13 protein-coding genes are annotated in these 16,401 nt (G+C 72.8%); 9 read left to right on the plus strand and 4 right to left on the minus strand.

From position 1 onward, the window contains the following. The first annotated feature begins 336 nt into the window (after positions 1-336). The 4 genes from IO33_RS0115015 (at position 337) to IO33_RS0115030 (ending at position 4,892) form a co-directional block, all read left to right on the plus strand. A complete protein-coding gene (locus IO33_RS0115015; protein ID WP_031164805.1) occupies positions 337-1,608 on the plus strand; it encodes an aspartate kinase in 1,272 nt (423 codons plus the stop codon). Between the two features lie 28 nt (positions 1,609-1,636). Further along, positions 1,637-2,698, plus strand: coding sequence for an aspartate-semialdehyde dehydrogenase (locus tag IO33_RS0115020; RefSeq protein ID WP_031164807.1), 1,062 nt, complete (start codon positions 1,637-1,639; stop codon positions 2,696-2,698). A 317-nt stretch (positions 2,699-3,015) separates the two neighbouring features. Then, entirely contained in the window at positions 3,016-3,699 is a 684-nt protein-coding gene (locus IO33_RS0115025; RefSeq protein ID WP_078963645.1) for a SigE family RNA polymerase sigma factor, read from the plus strand. Between the two features lie 128 nt (positions 3,700-3,827). After that, a complete protein-coding gene (locus IO33_RS0115030) occupies positions 3,828-4,892 on the plus strand; it encodes a hypothetical protein (protein ID WP_031164811.1) in 1,065 nt (354 codons plus the stop codon). Positions 4,893-4,941: 49 nt separating this feature from the next. Here the strand turns inward: IO33_RS0115030 and IO33_RS0115035 are convergent, their stop codons facing one another. Beyond that, the gene (locus IO33_RS0115035; RefSeq protein WP_209438859.1) at positions 4,942-5,736 is read right to left on the minus strand and encodes an SURF1 family protein; all 795 of its coding nucleotides are present in this window, start codon (positions 5,734-5,736) and stop codon (positions 4,942-4,944) included. A gap of 63 nt (positions 5,737-5,799) precedes the next feature. Beyond that, positions 5,800-6,639 (minus strand): class I SAM-dependent methyltransferase, encoded by an 840-nt coding sequence (locus IO33_RS0115040; RefSeq protein ID WP_031164815.1) that lies wholly within the window; start codon positions 6,637-6,639, stop codon positions 5,800-5,802. Positions 6,640-6,722: 83 nt separating this feature from the next. Here IO33_RS0115040 and IO33_RS0115045 point away from each other — a divergent pair, with 83 nt between their 5' ends. Then, the gene (locus IO33_RS0115045; protein ID WP_031164817.1) at positions 6,723-8,537 is read left to right on the plus strand and encodes a S9 family peptidase; all 1,815 of its coding nucleotides are present in this window, start codon (positions 6,723-6,725) and stop codon (positions 8,535-8,537) included. Positions 8,538-8,654: 117 nt separating this feature from the next. Here the strand turns inward: IO33_RS0115045 and IO33_RS0115050 are convergent, their stop codons facing one another. Beyond that, a complete protein-coding gene (locus tag IO33_RS0115050; protein ID WP_031164819.1) occupies positions 8,655-10,469 on the minus strand; it encodes an NAD-binding protein in 1,815 nt (604 codons plus the stop codon). Between the two features lie 171 nt (positions 10,470-10,640). On the opposite strand from IO33_RS0115050, the gene IO33_RS0115055 reads away from it, so the two are divergent. Then, positions 10,641-11,660, plus strand: a complete 1,020-nt coding sequence (locus tag IO33_RS0115055) for a permease (protein WP_031164821.1) — start codon at positions 10,641-10,643, stop codon at positions 11,658-11,660. After that, on the plus strand, positions 11,657-12,370 hold the full coding sequence (locus tag IO33_RS0115060) for a TIGR03943 family putative permease subunit (RefSeq protein WP_031164823.1): 714 nt from the start codon (positions 11,657-11,659) through the stop codon (positions 12,368-12,370). The genes IO33_RS0115055 and IO33_RS0115060 overlap by 4 nt, the downstream gene beginning before the upstream one ends. Positions 12,371-12,380: 10 nt before the next feature. On the opposite strand, the gene IO33_RS0115065 is transcribed toward IO33_RS0115060, so the two are convergent. Further along, positions 12,381-14,423 (minus strand): NAD(+) synthase, encoded by a 2,043-nt coding sequence (locus IO33_RS0115065; protein ID WP_031164825.1) that lies wholly within the window; start codon positions 14,421-14,423, stop codon positions 12,381-12,383. 159 nt (positions 14,424-14,582) lie between these two features. On the opposite strand from IO33_RS0115065, the gene IO33_RS0115070 reads away from it, so the two are divergent. Both IO33_RS0115070 and IO33_RS0115075 read left to right on the plus strand, forming a co-directional pair. Beyond that, entirely contained in the window at positions 14,583-15,554 is a 972-nt protein-coding gene (locus IO33_RS0115070) for a daunorubicin resistance protein DrrA family ABC transporter ATP-binding protein (RefSeq protein WP_031164827.1), read from the plus strand. Continuing rightward, positions 15,551-16,345: an ABC transporter permease gene (locus tag IO33_RS0115075; protein WP_031164830.1), complete on the plus strand. Its 795-nt coding sequence runs from the start codon at positions 15,551-15,553 to the stop codon at positions 16,343-16,345. Before IO33_RS0115070 ends, IO33_RS0115075 begins: the two co-directional genes overlap by 4 nt. The last annotated feature ends 56 nt before the right edge of the window (positions 16,346-16,401 follow it).

Genomic DNA, 16,401 nt, shown 5'->3' on the forward strand with positions numbered 1-16,401 from the left:
GGGCCGACGGCGGCCGGGCCCGGCTCACCCCGTCCACACCCCCCCACAGCCCCGTCGTCATCGCCGTCGCGCCGCCCGCCAGGCCCGCCACTGCGCGCATCCGCCGAGCAGGACGATGCCGGCGAGCAGTACTTCTGTCATGTCATGCCCCCCCTCATCGCGGAACGCCAGCGGCGTCCGCTGTGACCCGGGGCACTTTCTGCGTGGTCCCCCGCGCGGTGGGCAAGAGCCCTTCCGGAACACGGCGGCCGACGTCTCACCATGCGGGAGCAGGGTGGTGGAATTCGGGCGCTCGTTAGACTGAGCCGACACAAACGAACCGAGCGAGGAGCGCACGTGGGCCTTGTCGTGCAGAAGTACGGAGGTTCCTCCGTAGCCGATGCCGAAGGCATCAAGCGCGTCGCCAAGCGGATCGTGGAAGCGAAGAAGAACGGCAACCAGGTTGTCGTCGTCGTTTCCGCGATGGGCGACACGACGGACGAGCTGATCGATCTCGCGGAGCGGGTTTCTCCGATGCCCGCCGGGCGGGAATTCGACATGCTGCTGACCGCCGGAGAGCGGATCTCCATGGCCCTGCTGGCGATGGCGATCAAAAACCTGGGCCACGAGGCCCAGTCCTTCACCGGCAGCCAGGCAGGCGTCATCACCGACTCGGTCCACAACAAAGCCAGGATCATCGACGTCACGCCGGGCCGGATCCGCGAGTCCCTGGACAAGGGCAACATCGCGATCGTGGCCGGTTTCCAGGGCGTCAGCCAGGACAAGAAGGACATCACCACGCTGGGCCGCGGCGGGTCCGACACGACGGCCGTGGCGCTCGCCGCCGCGCTCGACGCCGAGGTCTGCGAGATCTACACCGACGTGGACGGCGTGTTCACCGCCGACCCGCGCGTGGTGAAGAAGGCGAAGAAGATCGACTGGATCTCCTTCGAGGACATGCTGGAGCTCGCCGCCTCCGGCTCCAAGGTGCTGCTCCACCGCTGTGTGGAGTACGCCCGCCGCTACAACATCCCGATCCACGTCCGCTCCAGCTTCAGCGGGTTGCAGGGCACGTGGGTCAGCAGTGAGCCGATTGGGGACAAGAAGGTGGAGCAGGCCATCATCTCCGGTGTCGCGCACGACACCTCCGAGGCCAAGATCACGGTCGTCGGTGTGCCGGACAAGCCGGGTGAGGCCGCCGCGATCTTCCGGGCCATCGCCGATGCCGAGATCAACATCGACATGGTCGTGCAGAACGTGTCCGCCGCCTCCACGGGGCTGACGGACATCTCCTTCACGCTGCCGAAGACCGAGGGCCGCAAGGCGATCGACGCGCTGGAGAAGAGCCGGTCGGGCATCGGCTTCGACTCGCTGCGCTACGACGACCAGATCGGCAAGATCTCGCTGGTCGGCGCCGGCATGAAGACCAATCCGGGAGTCACCGCCTCGTTCTTCGAGGCGCTGAGCGACGCGGGCGTGAACATCGAGCTGATCTCCACCTCCGAGATCCGCATCTCCGTCGTCACCCGCAAGGACGACGTGCCGGAGGCCGTCCGTGCCGTGCACACGGCCTTCGGGCTCGACTCCGACACCGACGAGGCCGTCGTCTACGGCGGCACCGGCCGATGACCGTCTCCGCGTACGGAGGCGTACGACGATGACCGGCAAGCCGACGCTCGCGGTCGTGGGAGCGACCGGGGCCGTCGGCGCGGTCATGCTCCAGATCCTGTCCCAGCGTGCGGACGTCTGGGGCGAGATCCGCCTGATCGCCTCCCCGCGCTCGGCCGGCCGCAAGCTGGCCGTGCGCGGCGAGGAGATCGAGGTGACGGCCCTGAGCGAAGAGGCCTTCGACGGGGTCGACGTCGCGATGTTCGACGTCCCGGACGAGGTCGCCGCGCAGTGGGCGCCGGTCGCCGTGACCCGCGGCGCGGTCGTCGTCGACAACTCCGCCGCCTTCCGGCTGGACCCCGAGGTGCCGCTCGTGGTGCCCGAGGTCAACCCGCACGCCGTACGGACCCGGCCGCGCGGGATCGTCGCCAACCCCAACTGCACGACCCTGACGATGATCGTCGCCCTGGGCGCGCTGCACGCCGAGTTCGGGCTGCGCGAGCTCGTGGTGTCGTCGTACCAGGCGGTGAGCGGTGCCGGGCGGGCCGGCGTGGAGACCCTCAGGGCCCAGCTGTCCCTGGTGGCCGGTACCGAGCTGGGCACCAAGCCCGGTGACGTGCGGCGGGCCGTCGGGGAGGACACCGGGCCGTTCCCGGAGCCGGTCGCGCTGAACGTCGTCCCGTGGGCCGGGTCGCTGCGGGAGGACGGCTGGTCCTCGGAGGAGATGAAGGTCCGCGACGAGGCCCGCAAGATCCTCGGGCTGCCGCAGCTGCCGGTCGCCGTGACCTGCGTCCGCGTCCCGGTGATCACCACCCACTCGCTGACCGTGCACGCCCGCTTCCAGGGCGAGGTGACCGTCGACCGTGCCCGGGAGATCCTCGCGACCGCGCCCGGTGTGGTGCTGTGCGACGACCCGGCCGCCGGCGAGTTCCCCACCCCCGCCGACGTCGTGGGCACCGACCCGACCTGGGTGGGCCGGCTGCGGCGGGCCCTGGACGACCCGACCGCGCTCGAACTGTTCGTGTGCGGCGACAACCTCCGCAAGGGCGCCGCGCTGAACACGGCGCAGATCGCGGAGCTGGTCGCGGCGGACTGGGCCGACCGGGCGTAGGCCGTCAAGACAGGGTTTGTAGGATCTGTGTAAGAAGTGTGGCCAGAAGCATGGTCCGAACCACTTGAAACCATTGCTCAAGGCAACAGAAGATTTCCCTCCCCGTCCCCGCAACCTCGCGGCGGACGGGGAGCGTCTTTGCGGTCACTCTTCGGGGCGTGGGGGCGCCGTGATCGGGTGAGGTGTGGGGGCACCCTCCCATATATCGGACATAAGGGAAGAGCGGGGCGCATGACGGCACTTGAGGCACGGCCGGTTGTCGCACATGTGACGGCCGGCACGTACAACCTTGGCGGGGGCAGGCGTGTCCAACTGGCGTGGCAGAGGTACTCGAACTCAGCGCGGTCCGCGGCACTGCGTCCCTGCGGCCGCCCCGTGCGGCGCTCCGGCCCCGCACGTCCGGCGGCATGCCGGTGATCGCGCCCATGCCCGCAGCGCGGCCGGCCCGCATACCCAGTCAGCGTGACGGTGCCGAGGAGGCCGCGGCCCCCGCGGTGACCGAGGCCGCCGGTACGACCGTCGACCACCTCACCGAAACCTACCGGGCGCACTACCGCTCGCTGCTCGGCCTCGCCGCGCTGCTTCTCGACGACACCGCCTCCTGCGAGGACGTCGTCCAGGAGGCCTTCATCCGCGTGCACTCGGCCCGCAAGCGCGTCCGCGACCCCGAGAAGACCCTCGCCTACCTCAGGCAGACGGTCGTCAACCTCTCCCGCTCCACGCTGCGCCGCCGCATCCTCGGCCTGAAGCTGCTCTCCAAGCCGATGCCGGACATGGCGAGCGCGGAGGAGGGCGCCTACGACCAGCTGGAGCGGCGCGACCTCATCAAGGCGATGAAGGGCCTGCAGCGCCGCCAGCGCGAGGTCCTGGTCCTGCGCTACTTCGCGGACATGACCGAGGCCCAGGTCGCCGAGACCCTCGGGATCTCGCTGGGTTCGGTGAAGGCGTACGGCTCGCGCGGCATCGCCGCGCTGCGGGTGGCCATGGAGGCGCCGGCATGAGCGAGCGAGCCGAAGGGGGCGATTCCGATGAACGCCACTCCCACGAACGTCACGAGCCCTTCGCCTGGCACGAACCGACGAAGCGGGACGAGCAAGAGCACACGCAATCGCACGCTGGGAACGGAACTGTGAACCACGGCCCCGACGAGAAGGGCCCCGAGGGGTTCGACGGCGACGAGCCGGCCCTGCGCCGGATGCTGCACTCCGTCGTCGACGACATCGAGCCGCGCGCCGGCACGCTGGACCACCTGCGCCGGGCCGTCCCCGCGCGGCGGGCCCGCAAGCGGCAGGCAGCCGTCGGCATGGCCGCCGCCGCCCTGTTCATCGGCACCGCGATCCCCGCCCTCGTCCACGTCTCCCAGGCCGACGGCTCCGACCCCAACACCGCCATGGCCGGCCAGTCGTCCCAGGCCCAGGGCGGCACCGGGCAGACCAAGGACGAGGGCGGCGGCAAGGGCTCCCCGAGGGACGCCGGCACCGCGAGCGCCAAGCCCGGCAGGCAGTCCGGCAAGCCCGGCGAGAAGGGGGACAGGCCCGGCGCCGGCGCCACCGGCTCCGGCGGCGGCGCCAACCCGTCCGCCACGCTCACCGCGGGCGGCGCACCGGTGTGCACGGCGGCCCAGCTGGGCTCCGCCACCGGCACCGCCGACGTCCCCAACTCCGCGGGCGTGGTCTACGGCACGTTCCGCGTCGTCAACACCTCCTCCACCGCCTGTACCGTCGCCGGTGCGGGCACCATCACCCCCACCGCGACGGGCGCGGCCGACCAGGCCAAGATCGGCACCGCCCGGCATGTGGCCGGGGACGCGGCGACCGACCTGCCCGACCCCTCGCTGGAGGTCACCGGGCTGCTCGTGCAGCCGGGCGCGGCGTATGAGGAGAAGTTCGCCTTCGTCCCTTCGGAGACCTGTCCCGCGGCGGGCGGCGACAGCACCACCGGCGGTACGGACCCGGCCGACCCGACGCCGGATCCGACGCCCACGCAGGACGCGAGTGCCTCCGGCGGTACGGCGGACAGCGGGGGCTCGACGGGCACGGGCACCACGACCCAGCTGACGGCCGAGGACGGCACGGCTGACGGAAGCGTGCAGATCACGCACACGGCGCAGGGCGGCTCACCGTCGGCCACGGCCACGGTGACCGGGGAGTGCGCGGGGACCGTGATCTACACCGGGGTGCTGGCGGGTTCGTAGCGGCGCCGTCGTGCCTCGGGCGGGCGGCCCCGGCCCGTGCCGGCAGCGGTCAGCCGCTGACCACCGGCGCCGGGGCGTCCTCCGCCGCGGGGACCAGGCCCAGCGTGGCGTCCCGCGCGGCTTCCGCCTCCCGCCGCAGCAGCCGGAACCACATGAACACCACGAACCCGGCGAAGACGAACCACTCCCCGGTGTAGCCGAGGTTCTGGAACGCCTTCAGATCCAGCCCGGTACCGTCCGGCGCCGTCGCGGGCACGGCCCGCATCCCGGCGTCGGCCGTGTCGAGCGTGATCCAGGCGTCGTACAGCTGGTACGGCACCAGGTTCACCAGGGACGCCGAGCTGATCGCCCCCGTCTGCCCCGCCGGCAGTCCGCCCTGCGCGCTGACCCCGTTGTCCCCGGGCGTCTCGGACGCCTGCAGCGCGCCGGTCACGGTGACCTCACCGCGCGGCGGCGCGGGCGCCTTCGCCGCGTCCGCCGTGCCCGGCAGCCAGCCCCGCACCACCGGCAGCGCCTTGCCGGAGCCGGTGCGCAGCAGGGTGAGGACGTAGAAGCCGTTCCTGTCGTCGAGCTGCCGGCCCGGCACCAGCAGCTGCGTGCCGTAGTGCCCGCGCGCGCTGACCCGGCGGCCGGAGGTGGCCTTGTCGACGGGCAGCATCGTCTCCAGCGGACGCGCTCTCTCGTGCCGGTCGGACGCGGCCTGCTCGGTGGCGGCCCGGTGGTCCTGGACCCGCCCCTCGAACCGGCTCAGCTGCCAGGACCCCATGAAGACGCAGAACGGGATGGCGAGCAGCACGAAGACGTTGATGCCCCACCAGCGGGGTGTCAGCAGAAACCGGTACACGCCCTCCACGGTACGGCGCCACCGCCGGTGCCCCGCCCGCGGGGCGGCCCTTGGCCCCAGGGTTCAGCCCTTGGTGGCCCTGAGCGAATAGATCAGCGGGATGCGCGGGTGGTCCGCGGGGAAGCGGTGGTAGCCGCCCTGGACCTCGAAGTTCTCGAAGCGCGGGAAGAGCGACACGTCGTGTTCGTGCAGGAACTCGATGCGCAGCCCGGCCCCGGCGAGCGCGGAGACGACGTCGCCGAGGGTGTGCTGCCACTGCACGCTGCGGTTGTGGACGGTGGTGGCGCTCTGGTCGGCGTAGGTGCCGGGCTCTTCCCACACCTGGGCGTCGCGGGCGAAGTAGTCGCGCACGACCCGCGAGCCGGTCGCGTCGTCCAGGGCCTCGGTGATCGGGTGGAACTCGGCGAGGTACAGGAACCCGCCGGGCGCGACGAGCGAGGCGGCCGTCCGGGCCCAGCGGCGGATGTCGGGCAGCCAGCACAGCGCGCCGAGCCCCGTGTAGACGATGTCGTACGACGGCTCGGGCACCACCCGCGCCGCGTCGTACACGTCGCCGGTGACGAAAGCGGCGCGCTCGGGGCCGTGGCCGAGGTCGGCCGCGAGGGAGCGGGCGGCCTCGACGGCCGGCGCGGAGAAGTCCAGGCCGACGACGCGGGCGGCACCGCGATGCGCCCAGGAGAGGGTGTCGGTCCCGATGTGGCACTGCAGGTGCAGGAGTGTCCTGCCGGTGACGTCACCGACCTCGTCCTTCTCGAAGTCCCGCAGGACGTCCGGGCGGGCCCGGAAGCCGTCGAGGTCGTAGAACTCGCCGGCCACGTGGACGGGGACCCGTTCGTCCCACATGGCCTGGTTGTCCTCGCGCCAGCCTTCGGGGGCGGACGGGGTGGTGCCGGAAGTGCTCATGGTCGCGAAGTTATCCACAGCCTGCGCACACCCGCCACCCAATTGTCGGCGCGGCCAGGCACTATGGGCGCATGACTGGGGCCATGAGTGAGAGCAACGAGCCGGGCACGCGTGACGCGGCCGGCATGCCGGACTGGGAGAAGCGGTTTCGGGCACCGCGCGTGTCGCTGCCCGACTGGGCGGAGGACGCGCCGGACCGCTCCCTGTTCGTGTCGAACGCGACGGGCACGTACGAGCTGTACGCCTGGGACCGTGCGACGGGCGAGCAGCGGCAGGCGACGTTCCGGCCGAACGGCACGACGGACGGCGTGCTCTCCCCGGACGGCGCCTGGATCTGGTGGTTCGACGACAAGGACGGTGACGAGTTCGGCGTCTGGCGCCGCCAGCCCTTCGGGGGAGGGGCGGACGAGCCCGCCGTCCCCGGCCTCGAACCCTCCTATCCGGCCGGTCTCGCCCTGGCCCGCGACGGCCGCACGGCGGTCGTCGGCCGTTCCACGGACGAGGAGGGCACGACGATCCACCTGGCCCGCGAGGGCGAGGACCCGGCCGAGATCTACCGGCACCGCGAGTCGGCGGGCGTCGGCGACCTCTCGCACGACGGCTCCCTGATCGCCGTCGAGCACACCGAGCACGGTGACGCCATGCACGCGGCGCTGCGCGTGCTCCGCCCGGACGGCACACCGGTCGCCGAGCTGGACGACACCGAGGGCGGCACCGAGGAGCTGGGCCTGGAGGTGCTGGGCTTCGCGCCGGTCGACGGCGACACCCGGCTGCTCATCGGGCATCAGCGCCGGGGCCGCTGGGAGCCGCTGGTGTGGGACGTGGCGACGGGCGAGGAGACCGACCTCGCCCTGGACCTCCCCGGCGACGTCAGCGCCGAGTGGTACCCGGACGGCTCGGCCCTGCTCATCGCCCACGGCTTCGAGGCCCGCAGCGAACTGTTCCGCTACGACCTGGCGGCCCGCGAGCTGACCCGCATCCCCACCCCGCCCGGCACGGTCTCCGGCGCGACGGCCCGCCCCGACGGCAGCGTGGAGTACCTGTGGTCGTCGGCCGCCGAGCCCCCGGCGGTGCGGTCCACCTCCGGCCGTGTCGTCCTGGACCCGCCCGGGCTGAAGTGCCCGCCGTCGGTGCCGGTGGAGGACGCCTGGGTGGAGGGCCCCGGCGGCCGCATCCACGCCCTGATCCAGAAGCCGGCGGGCGCGACCGGCCCCCTGCCGACGGTCTTCGACCTGCACGGCGGCCCGACCTGGCACGACAGCGACGCCTTCGCCGCGGGACCGGCCGCCTGGGTCGACCAGGGCTATGCCGTGATCCGCGTCAACTACCGGGGCTCCACCGGCTACGGCCGCGCCTGGACCGACGCCCTCAAGCACCGGGTCGGCCTGATCGAGCTGGAGGACGTGGCCGCGGTCCGCGACTGGGCGGTGTCCTCGGGCCTCGCCGACCCCGCCCGGCTGATCCTCACCGGCGCCTCCTGGGGCGGCTATCTCACCCTGCTCGGCCTCGGCACCCAGCCCGAGGCGTGGACGGTGGGCATCGCGGTCGTGCCCGTCGCGGACTACGTCACCGCGTACCACGACGAGATGGAGGCCCTGAAGGCCATGGACCGCACCCTGCTGGGCGGCACCCCGGAGGAGGTCCCCGAGCGCTTCGAGGCCTCGTCCCCGCTGACCTACGTCGACGAGGTCAAGGCCCCGGTCTACATCTCGGCGGGTGTCAACGACCCGCGCTGCCCGATCCGGCAGATCGACAACTACGTCAAGCGCCTGGAGACGAGAGGCGCGACCCACGAGGTGTACCGCTACGACGCCGGGCACGGGTCCCTGGTGGTGGACGAGCGGATCAGGCAGGTGGGACTGGAGATGGACTTCGCCGCCCGGCATCTGGGCGGATAGCCGCCGCCGGCCGGCCGGGCCCCCCGCCCGGCCGGCGGGCACCGACCGGGCGGGGGCCCGACCGGGCCCGGTGGGCGGGGACGGGCAGACGGGGGCCGAGGGGTGGGGCCCTGAGGGTCAGCGCAGCTCCGCGAGCCCCCTGCGGGTCGCGGCGACGACCACCCGGTCCCCCTTCGACAGCACATGGTCCGGCGCCGTGTCGGTCCGTCCCTCCAGCGCCAGCACCCTCCAGGACCCGGCCCGGAAGGCGTCCCGTACCGTCCGTCCCTCCAGCTGGGGATGCCCGGACACGTCGACCGCGGCGAACAGCAGCACCCTCCGCCCCACCGCGACAGCGCCCAGCACCTGCCGCCCGAGCATCGCCCCGGCGAACGCGGGCGCGGCCAGATGCGTGACGCTGCGGCTCCGGGTCAGCGCTTGCGGATACGCCGCCCGCAGTGTCCGGTACACCGCGGTGGCGAAGTCGTCGTCGTACAGCCGCAGCACCACCCGCAGATCGGGCCGTACGGACCGCGCGTACAGCACGGCCTCCAGGTTGGTCGTGTCCGCGCTGGTCACGGCGAGCAGCGCGTACGCCCGGTGGATCTTGGCGGACTCCAGCACCCCTTCCTGGGTGACGTCCCCGAAGACCACCGGCACCCGCAGCCGCCGCGCGGTCGCCAGTCCCCGCGCCTCCGGGTCGGACTCGACGCACACGACGGGGATGTTCAGCTCGCGCAGCCGGGTCAGCACCCGCGTGCCGATCTTGCCGAGCCCGAGCAGCACCACATGCCCGCCGAGGCCGCGCGGGGGTTTCCGCAGGGCGGAGGCGGTGCGGAAGGTGCCCAGCGCCTCCAGTACGGCCGCCAGCAACACCGGGAGCAGCAGCAACCCGACCAGTCCGGAGAGGAGTTGGAGGATCTGCCGGCCCAGGGGCGCCCCGATGGCGGGGTCGTCGATCGCGAACAGGTCCAGCAGCGTGAGGTAGAAGGCGCGCAGCGGATGGATCCCGGGGGTGACCACCCACAGCGCGACGGCGAGCGCGACCACGCAGACCGTCGCGCCCGCCAGCGACCACCGCAACCGCCGGGAGAACAGCGAGGCCAGCGGCGGTACCCCGCCGCGACCGGGCGCGGCTGACTCGCCGCCGCCCGCGGACGACACCTGCTCCAGCACCACGGCCGGCCGCCCGGCGGCCTGCCGCACCTCCTCGTCGTCCGGCAGCAGCCGCGGCTCCTGCTCCCCGCCGCCCTCCGGCCCGTCCCCGCCGGCGGCGTCGGCGCCGTTCGGGGAGAGCAGGGCGAGGGTGCACAGTCCGGAGCCCGCCGACGGCCGTTCGACGGCCCGCAGCAGCAGCCCCTCGGTCTGCACGACCTTGCTGGTGCCGGCGACGGCGGTGGCGGCCAGCGCGGGTGCCGCGGTGTCGGCGTCGGACAGCACGGTGGTGGACGCGTCCGAGCCGCCGTCACCGGTGGCCAACGCGGCCGCCTGGTCGAGGAGTTCCTCGATGTGCTGGCCCAGCCGGCGGTTGTAGAGGCGCAGGACGAGCCGCAGCCGGGGGTTGAGCCGGCGGGCGGTCAGCGCGGCCCGGATGTTGGTCTCGTCGTCGTCGAAGACGAGGGCGAGCGCGGCGGCCCGTTCCACCCCGGCCTCGGCGAGCACCGCCTCGGTGACCTCGGCGGCCTCCAGCACCCGTGCGCCGTCACCGCCGTTGCCTGCGCCGCCGGTGGCCGGGGCGCTCGCGGCGGCCGCCGGCCCGGTGCCGCCGCGGCCCACCGCGGCACTGACCACCCGGTCGAACAGGGCGGCCGACGCGGCCCGGGCGCGGCCGACCACCGGCGGCCCGGCGGTGCGCCCGTTCGGCGGCACCACGAGGGTGACCCGCTCGCCGTAGACCCCGCGCAACTCGGCCGCCAGCCGGTGCGCGAGCCCGTCGTCGCCGCACACCACCATGTGCGCCGGCGGGGCCGCACCCGGCCCCCCTTGATACGGAACGCTCGCCACGAGGGAAAAGACTGCCCCAAGGACACGGGTGGTTCCAGCAGTCCCGTGAACGCCCGCACCCCGCCCCGCGTACTGACGGGGAGGGAGTGAGGGAGCCAGCACAGCCGGAGGTATCCACCCGTGGCCATCACCGAAGACGCCCCGCCCGCCGCGGAGGCCGCCCCCGCTGACGCCGTCGCCGGCCAGGACGGCCGCCGGCTCAGCTCCCCACTGGTGCTGACGCTGACGCTGCTGCTCGCCGTGCTCGCCCAGTCGCCGATCCGCGGACTGCTCGGCACCCCGCCGATGCAGAGCTGGATGACGGTGTTCGTCGCGGTGACCGTGCAGGCGCTGCCCTTCCTGGTGCTCGGCGTGCTGCTGTCGGCGGCCATCGCGGTGTTCGTGCCGCCGTCGTTCTTCGCCCGGGCCCTGCCGAGCCGCCCCGCCCTCGCCGTCCCCGTCGCCGGGGTCGCGGGGGCGATCCTGCCCGGCTGCGAGTGCGCCTCGGTGCCGGTGGCGGGCGCCCTCGTCCGCAGGGGAGTCACCCCGGCCGCGGCCCTCGCCTTCCTCCTCTCCGCCCCCGCCATCAACCCGATCGTGCTGACCGCGACCGCCGTCGCCTTCCCGCGCGACCCGGCGATGGTCCTGGCCCGGTTCCTGGCGAGCCTGCTGGTGGCGTGCGTGATGGGCTGGCTGTGGCAGCGGCTGGGCCGCACCGACTGGCTGCGCCCGCCGGCCCACGGCGCGCACGAGGGCGCGACGAAGGGGGAGACGTTCTGGAACTCGGTACGGCACGACACCATGCACGCCGGCGGATTCCTGGTGCTCGGCGCGATGGCCGCGGCCACGCTGAAGGCGGCGGTCCCGGCGGACTGGCTGCGCACGGCGGCCGGAAACCCCGCCTTCTCCGTGCTGGCCCTCGCCGTCCTGGCCGTGCTGCTGTCCATCTGCTCGGAGGCGGACGCGTTCGTCGCGGCCTCCCTCACCCAGTTCTCGCCGACGGCCAAGCTGGTGTTCCTGGTGGTGGGCCCGATGATCGACCTCAAGCTCTTCGCGATGCAGGCCGGCACCTTCGGCCGCGGCTTCGCCCTCCGCTTCGCCCCGGCCACCTTCGCACTCGCCGTCACGGGCGCCGTACTGACCTCGGCGGTGCTGCTGTGAACCGCCAGGCCCAGGCCGCCGTCATGTTCCTGCTCGGCGCCGCCCTGCTGCACGCGGGCGGCACCGGCCTGTACCTGCGCTACGTCAAGGCAGGACTGCAGCCGCTGCTGCTGGCCTCGGGGGTGGTCCTGGTCGCGGGGGCGCTGGCGACGGTCTGGTACGAGCGCCGGCGCGCGAAGACCGCCACCGAGGAGCACGGCCACCCCGAACCCCGCACCTCCTGGCTGCTGTTGCTCCCCCTCCTCGCCCTCATCCTCATCGCCCCGCCCGCCCTCGGCTCCTACAGCGCCCTGCGCGCCGGCACGGCCCTGCAGAAGCCGTACGCCCTGGGGCCGCTGCCCGCCGGCGACCCGGCCCCGCTGTCCGTGGTCGACTACGCGTCCCGCGCGGCCTACGGCCACGGCCGGTCCCTGCACGGCCGCCCGGTCCGCGTCACCGGCTTCCTCGCCCTGGACCACGCGGGCGCGCCCTACCTGGTCCGGATGGCCCTCAACTGCTGTGCGGCGGACGCCCAGCCGGTCAAGATCGCCCTGACCGGCACCCTGCCGCCGGTCCTGCGGCCGGACGCCTGGCTGGAGGTCACCGGCACCTACAGCCCCCGGCTGACCAGGGACCCGGTGAACAACGGTCCCGTCCCGTATCTGAAGGTCACCTCGGCCAGGCCGGTCCCGGTGCCGCACGACCCGTACGACGAGACCTGGAACAACTGACCGCCCCGGCCTAGGACTCCGTCAGGTCGAAGCGCTCCAGGTCCCGCAGCCAGGCGTGGGCGTTGCCGTCGGAGGGGGCCCGCCAGTCGCCGCGCGGCGAAAGCGAACCGCCCGCCGAGACCTTCGGGCCGTTCGGCATGGCCGAGCGCTTGAACTGGGAGAACGCGAAGAAGCGGCGGATGAAGACCTCCAGCCAGTGCCGGATCTGCGCGAGGTCGTAGGAGCCGCGGTCGGCTTCCGGGAAACCGGGCGGCCAGGCCCCGGCCTCCTTCTCGTGCCAGGCGTGCCAGGCGAGGAAGGCGATCTTCGACGGCCTGAAGCCGTAGCGCAGCACATGGAACAGGGTGAAGTCGTGCAGCGCGTACGGGCCGATCTTCGACTCGGTGGACTGCATCTCCTCGCCCGGCACCAGCTCGGGGCTGATCTCGGTGTCGAGGATCGCGGCGAGGATCTTGCCGGTCTCCTCGTCGAACTGCCCGCTGCTGATGACCCAGCGGATGAGGTGCTGGATCAGCGTCTTCGGCACCCCGGAATTGACGTTGTAGTGGCTCATCTGGTCGCCGACGCCGTACGTGGACCAGCCGAGCGCCAGCTCGGAGAGGTCGCCGGTGCCGAGCACGATGCCGCCGCGCTGGTTGGCGAGGCGGAACAGGTAGTCGGTGCGCAGGCCCGCCTGGACGTTCTCGAAGGTGATGTCGTAGACCGGCTCGCCGGAGGCGAAGGGGTGGCCGATCTCCTTCAGCATCAGCCGCGCGGTCGGCGTGATGTCCAGCTCGGCCGCGGTGACGCCGAGCGCCCGCATCAGCTTGTGGGCGTTGTCCTTGGTGTGGTCGCTGGTGGCGAAGCCGGGCAGGGTGAAGGCGAGGATGTCGCTGCGCGGGCGGCCGGCGCGGTCCATCGCCCGGGCGGCGACGATCAGCGCGTGCGTGGAGTCCAGGCCGCCGGAGACACCGATGACCACCTTCGGGCCGCCGATCGCCGCGAGCCGCTGCTGCAGGCCCGCGACCTGGATGTTGTACGCCTCGTAGCAGTCCAGGGCGAGGCGTTCGGCGTCGGCGGGCACGAACGGGAAGCGCTCGACGCGCCGGCGCAGGCCGAGGTCGGTGGCGGCCGGCGGGGCCAGTGCGAAGGACACCGTACGGAAGTCGGCGGTGCGCGCGGCGTGCGTGCGGCGGTTCTCGCCGAACGTGCCCATCCGCTGCCGCTCCTGCCGCAGCAGGTCGAGGTCCACGTCGGCGACCGCGTACTGCTCGCCGAGCGGGAACCGCTCCGTCTCGGCCAGCAGCACGCCGTTCTCGTAGATCAGGGTCTGGCCGTCCCAGGACAGGTCGGTGGTCGACTCGCCGAGGCCGGCCGCCGCGTAGACGTACGCGGCCAGACAGCGCGAGGACGCCGAGCGGCACAGCAGCCTGCGGTCCTCGGCGCGGCCGACCGTGATGGGGCTGCCCGAGAGGTTGACGAGGACGGTCGCACCGGCCAGTGCGGCCTCCGAACTCGGCGGCACCGGCACCCACATGTCCTCGCAGATCTCGGCGTGCAGCACGAGTCCGGGCAGGTCCGTCGCCGCGAACAGCAGGTCCACCCCGAACGGCACGTCCGCGCCGCCGAGCCGGATCGTTCCGCCGCGCTCGTCGTCGCCCGCGGCGATCTGCCGGCGCTCGTAGAACTCGCGGTAGTTCGGCGGGTACGACTTCGGTACGACGCCCAGGATCCGGCCGCGGTGCACGATCACCGCGCAGTTGAAGATCCGGTCGCGGTGGCGCAGCGGGGCGCCGACGACCAGGACCGGCAGCAGCTCCGCCGACTCGGCCACGATCGTCGCGAGCGCCGTCTCGACGTCGTCGAGCATGGCGTCCTGCAGCAGCAGGTCGTCGATGGCGTACCCGCTCAGGCACAGCTCCGGGAACACGGCGACCGCGACGCCCTCCTCGGCGCACCGGCGGGCATGGCGCAGGACCGCCTCCGCGTTGGCGGGCGGGTCGGCGATGACGGTGTGGCCCGTGCACGCGGCGACGCGCGCGAAGCCGTGCTGGTAGATCGACCAGAAGCTCAACGGGACCTCTTTCCGAAGCGACTTTCCCACAGAGGAAGCGTAAAGGGCGGCCCGCCACCCACCGCCCACCTGCGGGTTTCACTGCGCTGAAGCCGTTCCCCCGCGGGCTGAAACCCGGCTGAAGCCGTGCTGAACCGCCCGGTCGGCAGTCTCTGCGGCATGACGACGACGGACCACGAACTCGCGATCGCAGCCACCGGGTTGCGCAAGTCCTACGGGGACAAGACCGTCCTCGACGGCATCGACATCCAGGTGCCCGCCGGCACGATCTTCTCCCTCCTCGGGCCGAACGGCGCGGGCAAGACCACGGCGGTCGGCATCCTGTCCACCCTGATCCGCGCCGACGGCGGCCAGGCCCGGATCGCCGGACACGACGTGATCGCCGGGGCCCAGGCGGTCCGCGCGGCGATCGGGGTCACCGGCCAGTTCTCCGCCGTGGACGGACTGATCACCGGTGAGGAGAACATGCTGCTGATGGCCGACCTGCAGCACCTCTCCCGCCGGGAGGGCCGGCGGGTCACCGCCGAGCTGCTGGAGCGCTTCGACCTGGTGGAGGCTGCGAAGAAGCCCGCCTCGACCTACTCCGGCGGCATGAAGCGCCGCCTCGACATCGCCATGACCCTGGTGGGCGACCCGCGGATCATCTTCCTCGACGAGCCGACCACCGGCCTCGACCCGCGCTCGCGCCACACCATGTGGCAGATCATCCGCGAGCTGGTCTCCGCCGGCACGACCGTCTTCCTCACCACCCAGTACCTGGACGAGGCCGACCAGCTGGCCGACCGCATCGCGGTGCTCAACGGCGGCAAGCTCGTCGCCCAGGGCAGCGCCGCCGAGCTGAAGCGTCTGGTCCCCGGCGGCCATGTGCGGCTGCGGTTCGCCGAGCCGGGGGCGTACGAGCGCGCGGCGACCGCGCTGCGCGAGACCGTGCGCGACGACGAGGCGCTGACCCTGCAGATCCCCAGCGACGGCAGCCAGCGCGAACTGCGCGCCATCCTCGACTGGCTCGACGCGGCCGGCATCGAGGCCGACGAGCTGTCCGTGCACACCCCGGACCTGGACGACGTGTTCTTCGCCCTGACCGGCAGCTCCGTACCCGCTCAGACCACCGACAAGGAGACCGTCCGATGAGCACCGCCGGCTACGCGTTCCGCGACAACCTCACCATGCTGCGCCGCAACCTCCTGCACGCGCGCCGCTACCCCTCCCTCACCCTGAACCTCCTGCTCACCCCGGTCATCCTGCTGCTGCTCTTCGTCTACGTCTTCGGTGACGTGATGAGCGCGGGCATCAACGGCGGCCACGCCGACCGGGCCGACTACGTCGCCTACCTCGTCCCCGGCATTCTCTTCCTGACCGTGGCCATGACCTCGCTCGGCACCGCGGTGTCCGTGTGCACCGACATGACCGAGGGCATCATGGCCCGGTTCCGCACCATGGCGATCTCCCGCGCCTCCGTGCTGATCGGCCATGTGGTCGGCAGCGTGATCAAGACGCTGACGGCTCTGTTGATCGTCCTGGGCATCGGACTGGCCATCGGCTTCCGGCCCGACGCGACGCCGGTGGAGTGGATCGTGGCGGTCGGGCTGATGGCGCTGGTGAGCCTCGGGCTGACCTGGATGGCGGTCGGCATGGGTCTGGTGAGCCCCAACCCCGAGGGGGCCAGCAACATCGGGACCCCGCTGGTCATGCTGCCGTTCCTGTCCAGCGCGTTCGTACCGGTGGACGCCATGCCGAGCTGGTTCCGCTGGTTCGCCGAGTACCAGCCGTTCTCGCCCGCCATCGAGACGCTGCGCGGGCTGCTGCTGGGCAGCGGGATCGGCACGAAGAACGCGCTGCTGACGTTGGCGTGGTGGGCGGTGCTGTCGGTGCTGGGCTACCTGTGGTCCAAGGCGCAGTTCAACCGTGAACAGAAGCGGTGAGTCCGGCCGGACGGCGGGCGCGGGTCCCTCGCGGTTGTCCGCGCAGTTCCCCGCGC

The organism is Streptomyces durhamensis (assembly GCF_000725475.1).
Taxonomy (GTDB): Bacteria; Actinomycetota; Actinomycetes; order Streptomycetales; family Streptomycetaceae; genus Streptomyces; species Streptomyces filipinensis.

Bases quoted from the DNA above. Each gene is read 5' to 3' on its own strand.
- IO33_RS0115020 (WP_031164807.1), top strand. From the start codon at position 1,637: ATGACCGGCAAGCCGACGCTCGCGGTCGTGGGAGCGACCGGGGCCGTC.
- IO33_RS0115040 (WP_031164815.1), bottom strand. From the start codon at position 6,639: ATGAGCACTTCCGGCACCACCCCGTCCGCCCCCGAAGGCTGGCGCGAG.
- IO33_RS0115045 (WP_031164817.1), top strand. From the start codon at position 6,723: ATGAGTGAGAGCAACGAGCCGGGCACGCGTGACGCGGCCGGCATGCCG.
- IO33_RS0115050 (WP_031164819.1), bottom strand. From the start codon at position 10,469: ATGGTGGTGTGCGGCGACGACGGGCTCGCGCACCGGCTGGCGGCCGAG.
- IO33_RS0115070 (WP_031164827.1), top strand. From the start codon at position 14,583: ATGACGACGACGGACCACGAACTCGCGATCGCAGCCACCGGGTTGCGC.
- IO33_RS0115075 (WP_031164830.1), top strand. From the start codon at position 15,551: ATGAGCACCGCCGGCTACGCGTTCCGCGACAACCTCACCATGCTGCGC.